18 protein-coding genes and 1 tRNA gene are annotated in these 14155 nt (G+C 67.5%); 10 read left to right on the top strand and 9 right to left on the bottom strand.

What is annotated here, in order from left to right; all coding sequences use genetic code 11:
- Nucleotides 1-5 precede the first annotated feature (5 nt).
- Nucleotides 6-566, bottom strand: coding sequence for a TetR/AcrR family transcriptional regulator (locus tag IE302_RS21900; protein WP_005168568.1), 561 nt, complete (start codon nucleotides 564-566; stop codon nucleotides 6-8).
- Nucleotides 567-893, bottom strand: coding sequence for a DMT family transporter (locus IE302_RS21895; protein ID WP_191256375.1), 327 nt, complete (start codon nucleotides 891-893; stop codon nucleotides 567-569).
- Between the two features lie 153 nt (nucleotides 894-1046).
- On the opposite strand from IE302_RS21895, the gene IE302_RS21890 reads away from it, so the two are divergent.
- The 3 genes from IE302_RS21890 to IE302_RS21880 all read left to right on the top strand — a co-directional run bounded on the left by IE302_RS21890 (nucleotide 1047) and on the right by IE302_RS21880 (nucleotide 5096).
- A complete protein-coding gene (locus IE302_RS21890; RefSeq protein ID WP_191256374.1) occupies nucleotides 1047-3347 on the top strand; it encodes a (Fe-S)-binding protein in 2301 nt (766 codons plus the stop codon).
- A gap of 321 nt (nucleotides 3348-3668) precedes the next feature.
- A complete protein-coding gene (locus IE302_RS21885) occupies nucleotides 3669-4070 on the top strand; it encodes a DUF742 domain-containing protein (RefSeq protein WP_229907896.1) in 402 nt (133 codons plus the stop codon).
- Between the two features lie 30 nt (nucleotides 4071-4100).
- Nucleotides 4101-5096 (top strand): cation diffusion facilitator family transporter, encoded by a 996-nt coding sequence (locus IE302_RS21880; RefSeq protein ID WP_191256372.1) that lies wholly within the window; start codon nucleotides 4101-4103, stop codon nucleotides 5094-5096.
- On the opposite strand, the gene IE302_RS21875 is transcribed toward IE302_RS21880, so the two are convergent.
- Together IE302_RS21875 and IE302_RS21870 are read right to left on the bottom strand one after the other, a co-directional pair.
- Entirely contained in the window at nucleotides 5090-5782 is a 693-nt protein-coding gene (locus tag IE302_RS21875) for a CAP domain-containing protein (protein WP_191256901.1), read from the bottom strand. The two genes, IE302_RS21880 and IE302_RS21875, sit on opposite strands and share 7 nt — an antisense overlap.
- Before the next feature lie 121 nt (nucleotides 5783-5903).
- Nucleotides 5904-6386, bottom strand: coding sequence for a MarR family winged helix-turn-helix transcriptional regulator (locus tag IE302_RS21870; protein WP_191256371.1), 483 nt, complete (start codon nucleotides 6384-6386; stop codon nucleotides 5904-5906).
- 73 nt (nucleotides 6387-6459) lie between these two features.
- Here IE302_RS21870 and IE302_RS21865 point away from each other — a divergent pair, with 73 nt between their 5' ends.
- Nucleotides 6460-7650: an FAD-dependent oxidoreductase gene (locus IE302_RS21865; RefSeq protein ID WP_191256370.1), complete on the top strand. Its 1191-nt coding sequence runs from the start codon at nucleotides 6460-6462 to the stop codon at nucleotides 7648-7650.
- Nucleotides 7651-7655: 5 nt separating this feature from the next.
- Here the strand turns inward: IE302_RS21865 and dcd are convergent, their stop codons facing one another.
- Both dcd and IE302_RS21855 read right to left on the bottom strand, forming a co-directional pair.
- Complete coding sequence (dcd, locus tag IE302_RS21860; RefSeq protein ID WP_016338162.1) at nucleotides 7656-8237, bottom strand: dCTP deaminase; 582 nt, start codon at nucleotides 8235-8237, stop codon at nucleotides 7656-7658.
- Nucleotides 8238-8250: 13 nt separating this feature from the next.
- Nucleotides 8251-9456 (bottom strand): oxygenase MpaB family protein, encoded by a 1206-nt coding sequence (locus IE302_RS21855; protein WP_191256369.1) that lies wholly within the window; start codon nucleotides 9454-9456, stop codon nucleotides 8251-8253.
- A gap of 110 nt (nucleotides 9457-9566) precedes the next feature.
- Here IE302_RS21855 and IE302_RS21850 point away from each other — a divergent pair.
- The 4 genes from IE302_RS21850 to IE302_RS21835 all read left to right on the top strand — a co-directional run bounded on the left by IE302_RS21850 (nucleotide 9567) and on the right by IE302_RS21835 (nucleotide 11670).
- A tRNA-Gly gene (locus IE302_RS21850) sits at nucleotides 9567-9637 on the top strand.
- A 73-nt stretch (nucleotides 9638-9710) separates the two neighbouring features.
- Complete coding sequence (locus tag IE302_RS21845; protein WP_191256368.1) at nucleotides 9711-10361, top strand: YdcF family protein; 651 nt, start codon at nucleotides 9711-9713, stop codon at nucleotides 10359-10361.
- Between the two features lie 262 nt (nucleotides 10362-10623).
- On the top strand, nucleotides 10624-11148 hold the full coding sequence (locus IE302_RS21840; RefSeq protein WP_191256367.1) for a hypothetical protein: 525 nt from the start codon (nucleotides 10624-10626) through the stop codon (nucleotides 11146-11148).
- Between the two features lie 27 nt (nucleotides 11149-11175).
- Nucleotides 11176-11670, top strand: a complete 495-nt coding sequence (locus tag IE302_RS21835; RefSeq protein WP_191256366.1) for a GNAT family N-acetyltransferase — start codon at nucleotides 11176-11178, stop codon at nucleotides 11668-11670.
- A 3-nt stretch (nucleotides 11671-11673) separates the two neighbouring features.
- On the opposite strand, the gene IE302_RS21830 is transcribed toward IE302_RS21835, so the two are convergent.
- Nucleotides 11674-12327, bottom strand: a complete 654-nt coding sequence (locus IE302_RS21830; protein WP_191256365.1) for a hypothetical protein — start codon at nucleotides 12325-12327, stop codon at nucleotides 11674-11676.
- A gap of 85 nt (nucleotides 12328-12412) precedes the next feature.
- The gene (locus tag IE302_RS21825; protein ID WP_191256364.1) at nucleotides 12413-12814 is read right to left on the bottom strand and encodes a DUF4279 domain-containing protein; all 402 of its coding nucleotides are present in this window, start codon (nucleotides 12812-12814) and stop codon (nucleotides 12413-12415) included.
- Between the two features lie 36 nt (nucleotides 12815-12850).
- Here IE302_RS21825 and IE302_RS21820 point away from each other — a divergent pair, with 36 nt between their 5' ends.
- Nucleotides 12851-13243: a pyridoxamine 5'-phosphate oxidase family protein gene (locus tag IE302_RS21820; RefSeq protein ID WP_191256363.1), complete on the top strand. Its 393-nt coding sequence runs from the start codon at nucleotides 12851-12853 to the stop codon at nucleotides 13241-13243.
- A 35-nt stretch (nucleotides 13244-13278) separates the two neighbouring features.
- The gene (locus tag IE302_RS21815) at nucleotides 13279-13806 is read left to right on the top strand and encodes a GNAT family N-acetyltransferase (RefSeq protein ID WP_191256362.1); all 528 of its coding nucleotides are present in this window, start codon (nucleotides 13279-13281) and stop codon (nucleotides 13804-13806) included.
- On the opposite strand, the gene IE302_RS21810 is transcribed toward IE302_RS21815, so the two are convergent.
- Entirely contained in the window at nucleotides 13803-14141 is a 339-nt protein-coding gene (locus IE302_RS21810) for an MmcQ/YjbR family DNA-binding protein (RefSeq protein WP_039919350.1), read from the bottom strand. The two genes, IE302_RS21815 and IE302_RS21810, sit on opposite strands and share 4 nt — an antisense overlap.
- Between the last annotated feature and the right edge of the window lie 14 nt (nucleotides 14142-14155).

Raw genomic sequence — 14155 nt, 5'->3', positions numbered from 1 at the left:
GCGGGTCAACGAGGTTTCAGCAGGTAGTCCACCACCGGCCGCAGTTCCTCCGCGGACGGCGGCTCGTCGTCGATGAGGCCCTGGATCAGGAGACCGTCGATACCGGCGAGGAACACCCGGAAGGCGACCTCGTCGTCGTGCCGGACCATCGAGGTCAGCACGTCCAGCCAGCGCCGCGCGGCGGGCCGCAGCTCGGGTTTGCGCGCGGCCAGCAGGTACAGCTCGTATTCCGCCATCGTCCGCCCGCGCCGCGGGCCCAGCGCCTCCGCGAGCAGCCCGGCGACCTCCTCCGCGCCCCGGCTGCCGCGCGACCGGGCGCGGTCGATCATCCAGTAGACCTCGGTCGCCATGTCCCGCGCGCACGAGATGAGGGTCGCGATCAGCAGGTCGTCGAGGCTGGAGAAGTGATAGGTCGTCGACGCCGTCGGTACGCCCGCCTCGGCGGCGACCGTCCGATGGGTGACGCCGGCGACGCCGTCCCGTTCGATCACCCGCAGCGCGGCAGCGATGATCTCGTCGCGCCGCTTCTCACCCCTGGCCTTCCGGCCGTCGACCTGGATCTTCACTTAGTGCGCGCTCCCTGCCTCGATCAACACGACCCCGCCGACCACCAGCACCAGCCCGGCGATGACGGAGAGGTTGACCGGTTCCTTGAAGAACACGATCCCGACGGCCGCCACCAGCGCGACACCGGCCGCGGCCCAGATCGCGTAGGCGATGCTCACCGGCACGCCTGCCTTCAGAACGTACGCGAGCGCGACGAACGCGAAGGCGTAGCCGACCACGACGACTATCGACGGCCCGACCTTGGAGAAGCCCTCGGAAAGCTTCAACGAGACCGTGGCCGTCACCTCCGCGGCGATGGCGAAAGCGAGGAGAAGGTACGCACCCATGACACAAAAACTACCTGGACGATCGTCTTAAAACAAAGAGAGGCGTACACCACATCGGTGGGACTTGGGCGCGGTCAGTGGGTTACCCATCAGTAAGAAGCATTAGTCTGCCCGAACCACCACACGCTTCACTCGGACGAAAGGCACCCGAAGATGGGCGCTGTACAGCTGACGCTCGGCGGGATCGCGGTCCTGCTCGGCGTCGTCGCCTGGGGAATGTTCTTCGCGACCATCGCCCGCTTCGTGCGGGTGATCCGCCTCGGTCAGCCGGACGCGACCCGCAACGGCCCGTTCATCCCGCGCATGAAGACCCTGATCAAGGAATTCGCCGCGCACACCCGGATGAACAAGGTCAAGAGCGTCGGACCGGCGCACTGGCTGGTCATGTGGGGCTTCCTGCTCGGGTCGCTCGCCCTGTTCGAGGCCTACGGCGAGGTCTTCGTCCCGACGTGGGGCTGGCCGATCCTCGACGACTGGTCGCTGTTCCAGCTGCTCATGGAGCTGCTCGGGGTCGGCACCATCGTCGGCATCCTGATCCTGATGGGGATCCGGCAGAAGAACCACCCGCGCCGCGCGGACCGGCAGTCCCGCTTCCAGGGCTCCAACTTCAAGTGGGCGTACTTCATCGAGGCCGTCGTGCTCATCGAGGGCATCGGCATCATCGGCGTCCGCGCCGCGAAGTCCGCGCTGGGCGTCCACGACACCCCGGTCTGGGCCGCGTTCGTCTCGCACCCGCTCGGCCTGCTGCTGCCGTCCAGCCCGGACCTGGTCACGGTGTTCGCCTTCGTCAAGCTGATGAGCGCCACGATCTGGCTGATCGTCGTCGCGCGCACGATGACCATGGGCATCGCGTGGCACCGCTTCAGCGCCTTCTTCAACATCTACTTCAAGCGCGAGGCCGACGGCGGCGTCGCGCTGGGCGCGCTCAAGCCGATGATGAGCAACGGCAAGGTGCTCGACCTCGAAGAGGCGGACCCGGACGAGGACACCTTCGGCGTCGGCAAGATCGAGGACTTCAGCTGGAAGGGCTGGCTGGACTTCTCCACCTGCACCGAATGCGGCCGCTGCCAGTCGCAGTGCCCCGCCTGGAACACCGGCAAGCCGCTTTCGCCGAAGCTGCTCATCACGCAGCTTCGTGACCACGCCTACGCGAAGGCGCCGTACCTGCTCGCGGGCGGCAAGCGCGACATGGCGGGCGACGAGGTCGGCTTGTCCGACAAGGGCGACGACATGTACGCGGGCATCGACGTCCTCGCGATCGCCGAGTCCCAGAAGGCGCTCATCGGCGACGACGGCGGCGTCATCGACCCCGAGGTGCTGTGGTCCTGCACCTCCTGCGGCGCGTGCGTCGAGCAGTGCCCGGTGGACATCGAGCACGTCGACCACATCGTCGACATGCGCCGCTACCAGGTGATGATCGAGTCCGCGTTCCCCAGCGAGCTCAACGGGATGTTCAAGAACCTGGAGAACAAGGGCAACCCGTGGGGCCAGAACGCCAAGGACCGGCTCGCCTGGACCGAGGACCTGGACTTCGAGGTGCCGGTGTTCGACGGCGACCTCGGCGACACCGAGTACCTCTTCTGGGTCGGCTGCGCCGGCGCGTTCGAGGACCGCGCGAAGAAGACCACGCGCGCCGTCGCGGAACTGCTGCACATCGCGGGCGTGAAGTACACCGTGCTCGGCTCGGAGGAGTCCTGCACCGGTGACCCGGCCCGCCGCGCCGGCAACGAGTTCCTGTTCCAGATGCTGGCGCAGCAGAACGTCGAGATCCTGAACTCGGTGTTCGAGGGCCGCGAACGCAAGGCGCGCAAGGTGGTCGTCACCTGTGCCCACTGCTTCAACACCCTCGCGAACGAGTACCCGGAACTGGGCGGCCAGTTCGACGTCGTGCACCACACGCAGCTGCTCAACCGCCTGGTGCGGGAGAAGCACCTGACCCCGGTGGCCCCGGTCGCCGAGGACGTCACCTACCACGACCCGTGCTACCTGGGCCGCCACAACAAGGTCTACGACGCTCCGCGCGAGCTCGTCGGCGCTTCGGGCGCGCAGCTGCGCGAAATGCCGCGGCACGGCGACAGGTCGATGTGCTGTGGCGCCGGCGGCGCGCGGATGTGGATGGAAGAGAAGATCGGCAAGCGGATCAACGTCGAGCGCGTGGACGAGGCGCTCGGCACCGCGCCGTCGAAGATCGCGACCGGCTGCCCGTTCTGCCGCGTCATGCTCACCGACGGCGTCACCGCCCGCCAGAGCGACGGACAGGCGAGCGAGAAGGTCGAGGTCGTCGACGTCGCACAGCTGCTGCTGACCGCCGTCAAGCGCAAGCCGGAGCCGCAGCTGGTCCCGGCTGGAGCGCCGTCCCTGGACGGTGTCTCAGATGCTGAACTCGACGGGAAGGCCGACGTGCCCACCGACGAAACGGCCACCGGGACGCCGCTTCCGGAGGAAGACAAGTAGAACATCGAGGTCGGAGGGAACATTCTCTCGCACATAATGCGAGAGAATGTTCCCTCTTGTTTTATCCTTACGCGATTATTCCGTTCCCATTACCCGTTCGGCGGTACACCGTGGCGATAGGCTGGCGTTTCCTCGTTGCCGTTGTCGTCCACGAGGTTGCTTTAGGCGGTACGGCAGCAGGGCCGAAAAAAAAAGGGGCGAGGAAAATCAATGGGCAACCGTCACGAACTCCGTCCGGGCAAGGGACACCGCCTCGCGATGCCGGGATCGTCGACGCTGCGCGTACCCGCCCGCCTCCCTTCGGCCGCGGCACTCGCCAGAATGGCCCAGGAAGCGACCATCCCCAGCATCCCGGCCGCCCGGCGGCCGCCGCGGCAGGAAAAGCAACGCACGCGCGTCCGCCCGTACGTCCGCACGGGCGGACGCACGCAGGCCAAGCGGAACTTCGCCATCGAAGCGATGATCTCCGTCCGGAACGACGCGCCCTGGAGCGCGCCCGGGTTCAGCGTCGAATTCCATTCGGTCCGATCACTGTGCCGCCGTCCGACTTCCGTCGCGGAAGTGGCAGCGTCACTAAGCGTTCCGCTCGGCGTCGCAAAGGTCCTTTTGGGTGATATGGCCGAGCTCGGCTTGGTTACCGTTCATGAAACACAGGCTGAATTCGACGGTCATCCGGCACTCGCCTTGATGGAACGGGTCCTGCAGGGTTTGCGTCGCCTGTGAGATCGGCCCACTCGCACTACGCTACGCGAGGTGAGTGAAGAATCCGGTGGTGAAAGCACCCTGACCGTGGTGCTGGCGGGTGGGGTCAACCTCGCCATCGCCGTGCTGAAACTGATCGCCGGGATCATCACCGGCTCCGGCGCGATGCTTTCGGAGGCCGCGCACTCGGTGGCCGACACGATCACCGAAGTACTCCTGCTGACCGCGCTGAAACGCTCCGACCGCCCGGCCGACCGCGTCCATCCCTTCGGCTACGGCAAGGAACGGTACTTCTGGTCGCTGCTCGCGGCGGTGTCGATCTTCGCCTCCGGCGCGATGTTCGCGCTCTACGAAGGCTTCTCGACCGTGTTCGGCGAAGAGACCGAACAGACCGATCCGATCGTCGGCTACGTCGTCCTCGCGATCGCTTTCGTCCTCGAGTCCGTGTCGTGGTTCCAGGCCGTGCGGCAGGTGCGGCGCGACGCCGCCGAAGCGGGCCAGAAGATCTCGGTCTATCTGCGGATGATCGACGACCCGGCACCGAAGACCGTCCTGTTCGAGGATTCGGCCGCGCTGATCGGCCTGCTGCTCGCGTTCGCCGGGATCGGGCTGCACCAGCTCACCGGGTCGCACGTCTGGGACGGTGCGGCGTCGATCGCGATCGGGGTGCTGCTGGCGCTGGTCGCCTACGTGCTCGGGCGCACCAACCGCGGCCTGCTGATCGGCAGGCAGGCGGATCCGAGGCTGGTGCGCGGGGTGCGAGACCACCTGATGGGCGCGCCCGAGATCGAGGCCGTGGTCGATCTCCAGACCATGCTGATGGGCACCGATCAGGTTCTCGTCTGCGCCCGCGTCGACTTCGACGACTCACTCGGCGCGGCCGACGTCGAACGCGCCTGCGTCCGGATGGCGACCGAGCTGACACGGGAGTTCGGCGACGTCACCGAGGTGTTCATCGAACCGGTCCCGCGGACGGATCCCGAGCTGCGCGCGACGGTCCTGGCCCGCTACGGCGAGATCGCCGAGCGGTGGCAGAAGGGTCAGTAGCCGAAGTTCTGCGTCCAGTACATGCCCTTGGTGTTGACGCCGACGCCGATCTTCTTCAGCTTGCAGTTGAGGATGTTCGCGCGGTGGCCCTCGGAGTTCATCCAGGCGTCCATCACCTTGGCGGCGTTCGACTGGCCCTTCGCGATGTTCTCGGCGCCGGGCTTGTCGTAGCCCGCGGCGCGGATGCGCTGGTCGAACGTGGTGCCTTCCGGCGTGGTGTGCGAGAAGTAGTTCCTGGCCGACATGTCGTCGCTGTGGCCCTGCGCGGCGGCGGCGAGATGCGCTTCGTTGCTCACCGGCGAGCAGCCCGCGTCGGCGCGCTCGGAGTTGACGAGATCGATGACCTGACCGGCGAGCGAGCTGTCCTGCGAGCGCGGCGGGTCCTGGGCCTTGCTCGGGGTGGGCTTGGGGGCCTCGGAAGGCTTGGGCGGCTCGGCCGCGGCGGAGGAAGAGCTGGGCGGAGCGGAGGAAGACGTGGGAGCCGCCGAGGACGACGTCGGAGCGGCGGCGGAGCCGGGCGCGGGGTCACCCGGTGCCGGAGCGGACGTCTGCCCGAAGTAGGCGGGAGGCTTCGCGAGGGCGTCGCCGGGTCTGCCCTTGGTGTCGGGGACGCTCAGCGACAGGTTGCTCAACGCGGTGCCCTGGAACCGGTCGGTCACCATCAGGTAGCTCGCGCTCGCGATCACCCCGCCCAGCAGAACGCTGAGCGTGACAAGCAGTAACCGGCTTCGTGTTCTATTGGGGGACACGAGGCCGAAAACTATCACGAACTGGTTACGGCAATACCCCCGAAAGTAGTAATACCGGTCAGCGGTCGCGCTGGGTGCCCTGTCTTTGAGTGATCATTTCCGTCGACTCGTGGGTGATCGCGGTCGCGTCGGCCAGGAACCGGAGCACCGTCTCCAGCTCACCCTCCGTGTACCCCTCGCAAGCCTCGCGGACCCGCTTCACCAGGTGATCCCACAGCGGCGCGGCGGCGGCCATCATCGCCCCGTCGATCTCGATGAGCACCTTCCGCCGGTCCTCGGGATGCGGCTTCCGCGTGACGACCCCCTTGCTCACGAGCCTGTCGATGAGCGCGGTGATCGACGCCGGCGCGAGCCCCGAGAGCTGCGAAAGCGCCTTCGGCGTCTGAGGACCGAAACGGGCGAGGTAGTCGGCCACTTTGCTCTCGACGGCCGAGAGGCCGCCCTGTTCGGCGATCGCCGCGTGGAACATGACCGTCTCCGTCGACAGCGCCCGCGATCCGCCGAGGATCCGCTCGACCAGTTCCGCTCGCTCGCTTGACACGTCAGCCAGCCTAGCGGAGTCTTTAGTTCGATGGAACGAATTAGTTTCTAAGAGATTCGATGGGGTGAACTACATGGCGAAGGTACTGATCGCCGGCGGGGGTATCGCGGGCACGATCACGGCGATCGCACTGCACGAGACCGGCCACGAGCCGGTGATCCACGAGGCGTACGACCGGACCGCGGAAGGGGTCGGCGCGTTCCTGACCCTCGCGGTGAACGGACTCGACGCACTGGCGCCGTTGGGACTGAAATGCCTGGTCAAAGACCTGGGATTCGCTACGCCGCGGATCAAGATGCACCTGGGGAACGGGCGTGAGCTGGCGGACTTCGCGCTCGGCGGGCAGTTGGAAGACGGCACGGTGAGCCAGACCGTGCTGCGCTCCGACCTGTACGTCGCCCTTCGCGACGAAGCCGTCAGACGCGGCATCGAGGTCCGCTACGGCAAGCGTCTGGCCGACGCGCGAGACACCGGCGGCGGCGTGCGCGCGACGTTCGAGGACGGCTCGGCGTCCGAAGGCGATCTTCTGGTCGGCGCGGACGGGCTCCGGTCGCGGGTGCGGGAGATCATCGACCCGCGGGCGCCCTCACCGCGCTACGTGCCCCTCCTGAACACGGGCGGGCTGGCCGAGGGCCTGCGGCTGGACGACGAACCCGGCGTCATGCACATGACCTTCGGCAAGCGGCTGTTCTTCGCGCACGTCGTCCACCCGGACGGCGGCGTCTGGTGGTTCGCGAACGTGCCCCGGAAGCAGGATCCGTCGCAGGCCGAGCTCGCCGCGATGACCGGCGACGCCTGGCGCGAGGACCTGATCCGGCAGCTGGCGGTGGACCGCACCCCGGCCGTCGAGATCGTGCGCGCGACACGGGAGGTCTACCGGCCGTGGGCGACGTACGACTTCCCGAACGTGCCGACCTGGCGGACGGACCGGATGGTCGTCATCGGCGACGCCGCCCACGCGACCTCACCGGCTGCGGGACAGGGCGCCGCGATGGCGATCGAGGACGCCGTCACGCTGGCGCGATGCCTGCGCGACGTGCCCTCGATCCCGGAGGCGCTCGCCGCCTACGAACGACTGCGACGCGAGCGCGTCGAGGCCGTCGTCGAGCGTGGCAAGCGCAACGGCGACGCGAAAGCGGCCGGCCCCGTCGGACGGGTGATCCGGGACTTCTTCCTCTCACGGGCGTTCAAGAACCCGCCCGCGGAGGATCCGAACGCCTTCATGTGGCGGCACCGGATCGACTGGGAAGCCCCCGTGAGCTGACCGCGCTACCTCCAGGTGTCGACGCGGTGGAAGTTCTTGTACGCGCGGCTCGGGGTCGGTCCCCGCTGCCCTTGGTAGCGCGAGCCGGCCTCGTTCGAGCCGTACGGGAACTCCGCCGCGCTGGACAGCCGGAAGATGCAGAGCTGGCCGATCTTCATCCCCGGCCAGAGCGTGATCGGCAGGTTGGCCACGTTCGACAGTTCGAGGGTGATGTGGCCGGAGAAGCCGGGATCGATGAAGCCCGCGGTGGAATGGGTGAGCAGGCCGAGGCGGCCGAGGGAGGACTTGCCCTCCAGGCGGCCGGCGAGGTCGTCGGCGAGCGTGACGGTCTCGTACGTCGAGCCCAGCACGAACTCGCCGGGGTGGAGGACGAAGGGATCTTCGCCTTCCTTCTCGACCAGCGAGGTCAGCTCGTCCTGCTGGAGCTGCGGGTCGATATGCGTGTACTTGCTGTTGTCGAACACGCGGAAGAAGCGGTCGAGGCGCACGTCGATGCTCGACGGCTGGACCATGGTCGGGTCGAACGGGTCGACGCCGAGACGGCCGGCGTCGAGCTCTTTACGGAGGTCACGGTCGCTGAGGAGCACGCGCTCAGCGTAGTCAAGCGGCCTTCATGTGCCTGCCGTAGGTGGTGTCGGGCCGGAACACCTTGGTGACCTGCCGGAGGTAGTGGCGCCGCCCGGCGGCCCCGATCAGTTCCTGGAGCGCCGTCGCCCCGGGCACCACCCGCCGGACCGTCTCGGCGGCGAAGTTGACCCCCGCCACCGCGACCACGGCCGCCTGCGCGATCGGGTCGTCGGGCAGTTCCAGGAAGTCGGCGTTGGTCTTGCCGAGGAGGAGCCTGCTGATCGCCCCGTGTCCCGCGACCGACACGTGCGCGAGGACCTTGCCGAGCGCGCCCCGGCCCTCGCCGATCCCGGCGTGGGACTTCATGAGCGCCGCGGCGAGCCGCTTGGAGTCGTCGTCGGGGATGAACTCGGTGGTGGCGAGCAGCCACAGCAGCCGCCAGGCGTCCTCCTCGTCGGCGGGCAGGAGTTCCTCGTCGACGCCCATCAGCCAGCCGACGTAACGCCAAAGGTGCAGGATGTCGGCGCGCTCGCGGGCGCTGTAGCGGAGCCCGAGCAGCTGCGTGCCGAAGACGTAGACGAGGGAGAAGAGCAGGAGCGTGCCCGCGGTCTGGACCTGGTTGACCGGCTTGTCCCAAGCGGCGTAATCCCAGTCCTCGCGACGATTCATGGCCGAGCGGACGTGGGCGTGCACGATCCGGACCCGCAACGCGGACTCGTACCCGCGCCCGCCGAGCACCAGCGCGCCCGGCGTGGTCACGTGGATCCACCAGGTCGCCGTCTCGACAAGACGACGTGACGCCTTGTATTCGATCTCGCCTGTCCCGACGAGCGACTTCGTGGCGCGCGACGCGAGATAGCCGCCCATCAGCGAGACGTCGCCGAGCGGAAAGAGCCCGAGCAATCCGGCGCGCGTGATCGCCCGCGCCCCGCGGTCGAGGCGGTCCGGATCGACCCAATACGGCGTCGCCTCGACGGTGCGGAAGAAGGCTTCGAGCGCCTCCGGTGGACTCTCGACGCTGTCGATGCCTTGCCGCAGCGCCTGTTCGAACTGTCCTTGAGACCCTGTCCGCAGCAACGGCACCAGCACGTCGGCCGCCGGATCCTCGCGCTGCGCGAACTCCCGCAGCCGGGCCACCTGACGCTCGTCGCCCCTGATGTCGCCGTCGATGAACAGCCTCGACGCGACCCGGAACCCGCCTTGACGGAACAGTTCGGGGTCAGGCAGCCGCTCGCCCATCCGGATCACCTCCGAGGTAGACAACAAGTGTTGTCACTTTCGTCGGCGACGTCAAGGAGGGGTGGGTCTTGGCAAGGGGAGATCCGGACCATGTATGCTGGCCGAGCACTGCGGATGTAGTTCAATGGTAGAACATCAGCTTCCCAAGCTGAATACGCGGGTTCGATTCCCGTCATCCGCTCTCCTGCGAAAGCCCCAGGTCAGTGGATGTCCACTTAGGACCTGGGGCTTTCGCTTTGTCTTCGGAGTCCCAGATGACCGAGACCCTGCCAGACGATCTCCGCGCCGACGTCCAGACGCTCTGGGACTACCACGACATGCGGCACGAACCCCGGCCCGCCGACGTCGGGATCGGACTCGGCAGCCACGACCTCGGCGTCGCGACTCACACCGCGGACCTGTTCCACGCCGGGATGTTCCCGCTCATCGTCTTCACGGGGGCGAACGCGCCGACCACCGTCGCGCGCTTCCCGCGCGGGGAGGCGGTGCATTACCGCGAACACGCGCTTGCGCTGGGCGTGCCGGATGCCGTGATCCTGGTCGAGCCCGCGGCGCGGAACACCGGGGAGAACATCACTTTCACGCGGCGGCTGCTGGAGTCTCGTGAAGTCGGGTCGGTTGTTCTCATCTCGCGGCCTTATCAGCAGCGGCGCGCGTATGCGACCTGCAAGAAGCTGTGGCCAGAGGTTGATGTCGTCTGCGCTTCGCGGCCGTTGCCGCTAGACGACTACGTCGAGAGCATCGGCGATGTGGACCGGGTCATCAACATGCTCGTCGGTGACACACAACGGATCGCCGTCTACGCCGAGCGTGGTTTCGCCATCCCGCAGGAAGTTCCGGATACCGTCACGGACGCCTACGACCGCTTGGTACAAGCTGGCTTCACAGAACGCCTGATCTATTGACGGGTAAGGCAATCGTGACCTGTCAGGGCCCGCGGGTCGCGAATGGCAAGTCGTGTTCTGTTGAGGGGTAAGGCAAAGGTGGCTTATCGGGTCACCTGGGTCGTGACCCCGTGCGCTCCGCTCAGTGCAGTACGTCGCGAGCGCCACGTTCGAGACGGTGCGTGTCCCAGGCGTGGCGCTCGGGACACGCACACCGAGCGCAGGAACATCAGAGCGCGTCTCGTGGGGACCCGTCCCCGCACGCCGCGGCTACCTTCCGGGCATGCGGGGAAAGTCGAGTGACAGCACGGCGGTCGCCTTGCTGATCGTTCTGGCGGGATCGCTCATCCTCCCGCTGTTGCTGGTCGGCGGGGTCTTCCTCATCATCGGGCTGAACACGGGCAGCGGCCCGGGGGCGTACACCGTCGTCTTCGCGAAGGCGGGCGACGAATGCGGGGCGCAAGGGCAGTACCTCGACGCGTCCACCGGCGAGCCGCTGCAATGCATCGGCCCCGGCGGGTTCCGGACGGCTTCGCTCGAATTCCCCGGTTTTTCCCGTGCGCAGAACGACGAAGTCCGCCGCTGGCTGACCACGTTGGCGGAGGACGGCGATCTGAGCGTCTTCGACCATCGGTCGGTTCAGGCCAAGATCGACGGGATCGCGGCCGGCCTGCCGCCGGGAACACGCGTCGAACCGGAGTCCGGCGGGACGAAGATCTGGATCGGCGCGGCCTTGACGGTCGTCGGTCTGGCGCTGGGTTCCGGTTTCGCCTGGCGGTGGCGCCGAAACCGCCGGACCGGTTATTGATTTCCCAGCGTTGTTACGGTGCTGGATATGGAGATCCGGGAGTTCCGCGAAGAAGACTGGGTGGAGGTCTGGCCGATCGTGCGCGAAGTCGTGCGGGCAGCGGACACGTACACCTACGAGCCGGACCTCACCGAAGAGGCCGCCCGTCAGACCTGGGTCGAGAAGCCGCCGAGCCGGACGGTGGTCGCGGTCGAGGGCGGTCGCGTGCTCGGCACGGCCAAGATGGGCCCGAACCGCGCCGGGCCCGGAGCGCATGTGTCGACGGCCAGTTTCATGGTGGACAAGGAAGTCCGCGGCAAGGGCGTCGGCGGTGCGCTGTGCGCGCATGTCCTGGACTGGGCCAGGGCACAGGGTTTCGCGGGCATGCAGTTCAACGCGGTCGTCGAGTCGAACGTCGCCGGGCTCCGGGTCTACGAGCGGCTCGGGTTCGAGATCGTCGGGACGGTGCCGGGCGCGTTCGAGCACCCGACGCTGGGGCGCATCGGGTTGCATGTCATGTACTGCGACTTCGCGAGAAGGTGAAGCTCAGCCTTCGACGAGTTCCCAAGGGGCGTCGGCGCTCGGCCGGTCGTACACCTGGCCGGGCGCGGCGCTCAGCACCAGCGCGACATCCGGGTACAGCGTGACGGCGTGCTCCATTTCGAGGGCTTCGACCTCGAAGTCCTCGTTCTCCGGCACCTGGAAACCGACGAGCAGCCAGCTGCCGTCGGCCTCGCGGACGACCTGCCGCACGGCGCGGGCCGGGGCGGAGGGATCGGTGGAGATCTCGGCCAGCTCGGTGCTCACCTGGACTTCTTCCAGCGGCGAGCCCGGATGCGTCCACGCGGCGAGGCGGGCGGCACGCACCAGGAGGTCTTCTTCGTCGTCATCCGAATCGGCGACCGAGCTCAGCAGCCACGAGCGCCGCTCGGGGTCCCAGTCGGCGGCCATGCCGGTGGGAAGGCCGGCGAGCGCGGTGAGTTCGGGGATGAGCTCGACCGCGTCGCGCAGCGGCAGCGCGCCGAAAGCGTCGCGGTTGAGGTCCATGTCCTCGGAGAACTCGTTGCCGTCGCTGATGAACCAGTCACCGTCGTCGTCCAGCACGACGAACGCGAGGTTCGACGGGTCCTCCACCAGCGACCGGGAGATGATGACCGGCGACTCCGGATCCTGACGCAGCGGCCAGTTCTCGCTCGACATGCTGGGCTCCCAACGGGGTTGTCCGGCTGTGGGGCACCATCCCACCATCTCCCGCGTCCTCGCCGCGCACCGGACCGGCGGAAGGCTATTCGCTGAGGTCGTACTCGTCGACGTCCAGCGCGGCGGCGGCTTCGGTGAGGAACGCGATCACGGCGGGTGACAGATGCCAGCCGAATTCCTCACCGCCGTCACGGTGATGGAAGTAGCGCACCACCTGCAGCACCGCGCTCGCGCCTTCGTCCACCAGCTTCCGGATCCCCGGCCGGACCGGGGCGAGCCTGCCGATCAGGCCCTCGATCTGGTCGTCGACCGGCCCCGGACCGCAATGCGACACCTTCCAGGCGTGCATCCGCGGCAACCGGTGTTCGGCGGACCTCGACCCCAGTACCTGGGCCTCGTCGGGCGCCATGCCGAGCCGCGCGGTGATCTCCCCGGCGGACACGGTTTCGCTCTTCAAGGCGAAGTAGCAGTACTGGTGGACCTTCATACGCCCGGCACCCTAGCTTTAAGGCAGGCTGACCAGGTGAAACGTGATCAATCGCTTATCGAACGGCTCGCACGGGAGCGCAATGCCTGGTTGTGCACGCTCCGCGCGGACGGATCGCCGCACGTCACGCCGGTGTGGTTCGTGTACCTCGACGACGTCTTCTGGGTCGGCAGCGGCGAGCGGAACGTGAAGGTGCGCAACGTCGGCGGCGATCCGCGGGTCAGCCTCGCGCTGGAAGACGGCGACGCGCCCGCTGTCGCCGAAGGCCTTGTGCACGTCCACCGCGGGCAGCTGCGCGAAGACGTTCTCGCCGCGCTGGCGGCCAAGTACGACGGTTGGGCGGCAGGCGAGGAGGTCGAGCCGTTCGGCGCCAGGGTGTTGCTGGAAGTGCCCGTAAAGCGGTGGCTGCTCCGGGGTGTCGCCCAATAGTCTGGAAAGTCCGATACCGATCTTGGGATGGGACGATGCTGACCGGTGAACTCATTCGCTTACGGCCGCTGGAACCCGAGGACGCGGACACGCTGTGGCGCTGGAACAACGACCCGGAGGTCATGCGCTGGATGGCCGCGGACCATCCGGAATCCCTCGCCCAGATCCGCGAACGCTTCGCCAAACGGAAACTCAACAGCTACGAAGAGGCGAACTTCGCGATCGAGAGTCTCGCCGTCGGCACGCTGATCGGCACCTGCACCCTGCGCGACGCCACCCCGGAGCAGGGCCGCGCCGAGCTCGACATCTATCTCGGCGAGAAGGACCACTGGGGCGGCGGCTATGGCACCGACGCCATGCGCACGCTCTGCCGCTTCGGCTTCGACATGATGCGGCTGCACATGATCGCGCTGTGGGTCGTGGTCGACAACGAGGCCGCGATCCACATCTACAAGAAGATCGGCTTCCAGATCGACGGCAGGCATCGGCAGTCGTTCCGCGGCCAGAACGGCGAGTGGCACGACGAGTATCTGATGAGCATGCTCGAAGGGGAACTCCTCTAGTCGGCCAAACCCTTGGTGAGCCTGGCGGGTGCCTTCATCCGCCAGGCTTCCTCGATGAGCTCACGTAACTGCGCCTTGTCGACCTTTTCCAGGTCGACAAGGATCGCGCCGTAGCCGTCGTAATGCGGGGTGGTGAAGTACGCGGGGTCGCCGGAGGCCAGCAGGGCCTCCTTCTCCGCGTGCTCGCACAGCAGCATCAGCCCGCCCTCGGCCTCGGTGCGCAGCCGGGCGAAGTTCTTGCCCGCGACCTTGAGCGACGGTGTGCGGTACGAAGTGGACTCCTCGACCTCCGGCAGCCTGCCCGCCAGGTCCACGACTTCTTCCCAGGTCGTCATGGCGGACATTGTGC

The organism is Amycolatopsis oliviviridis (assembly GCF_014654365.1).
In the GTDB taxonomy this organism is placed as follows: Bacteria; Actinomycetota; Actinomycetes; order Mycobacteriales; family Pseudonocardiaceae; genus Amycolatopsis; species Amycolatopsis oliviviridis.
This window is presented reverse-complemented; position numbering and strand designations above follow the sequence as displayed.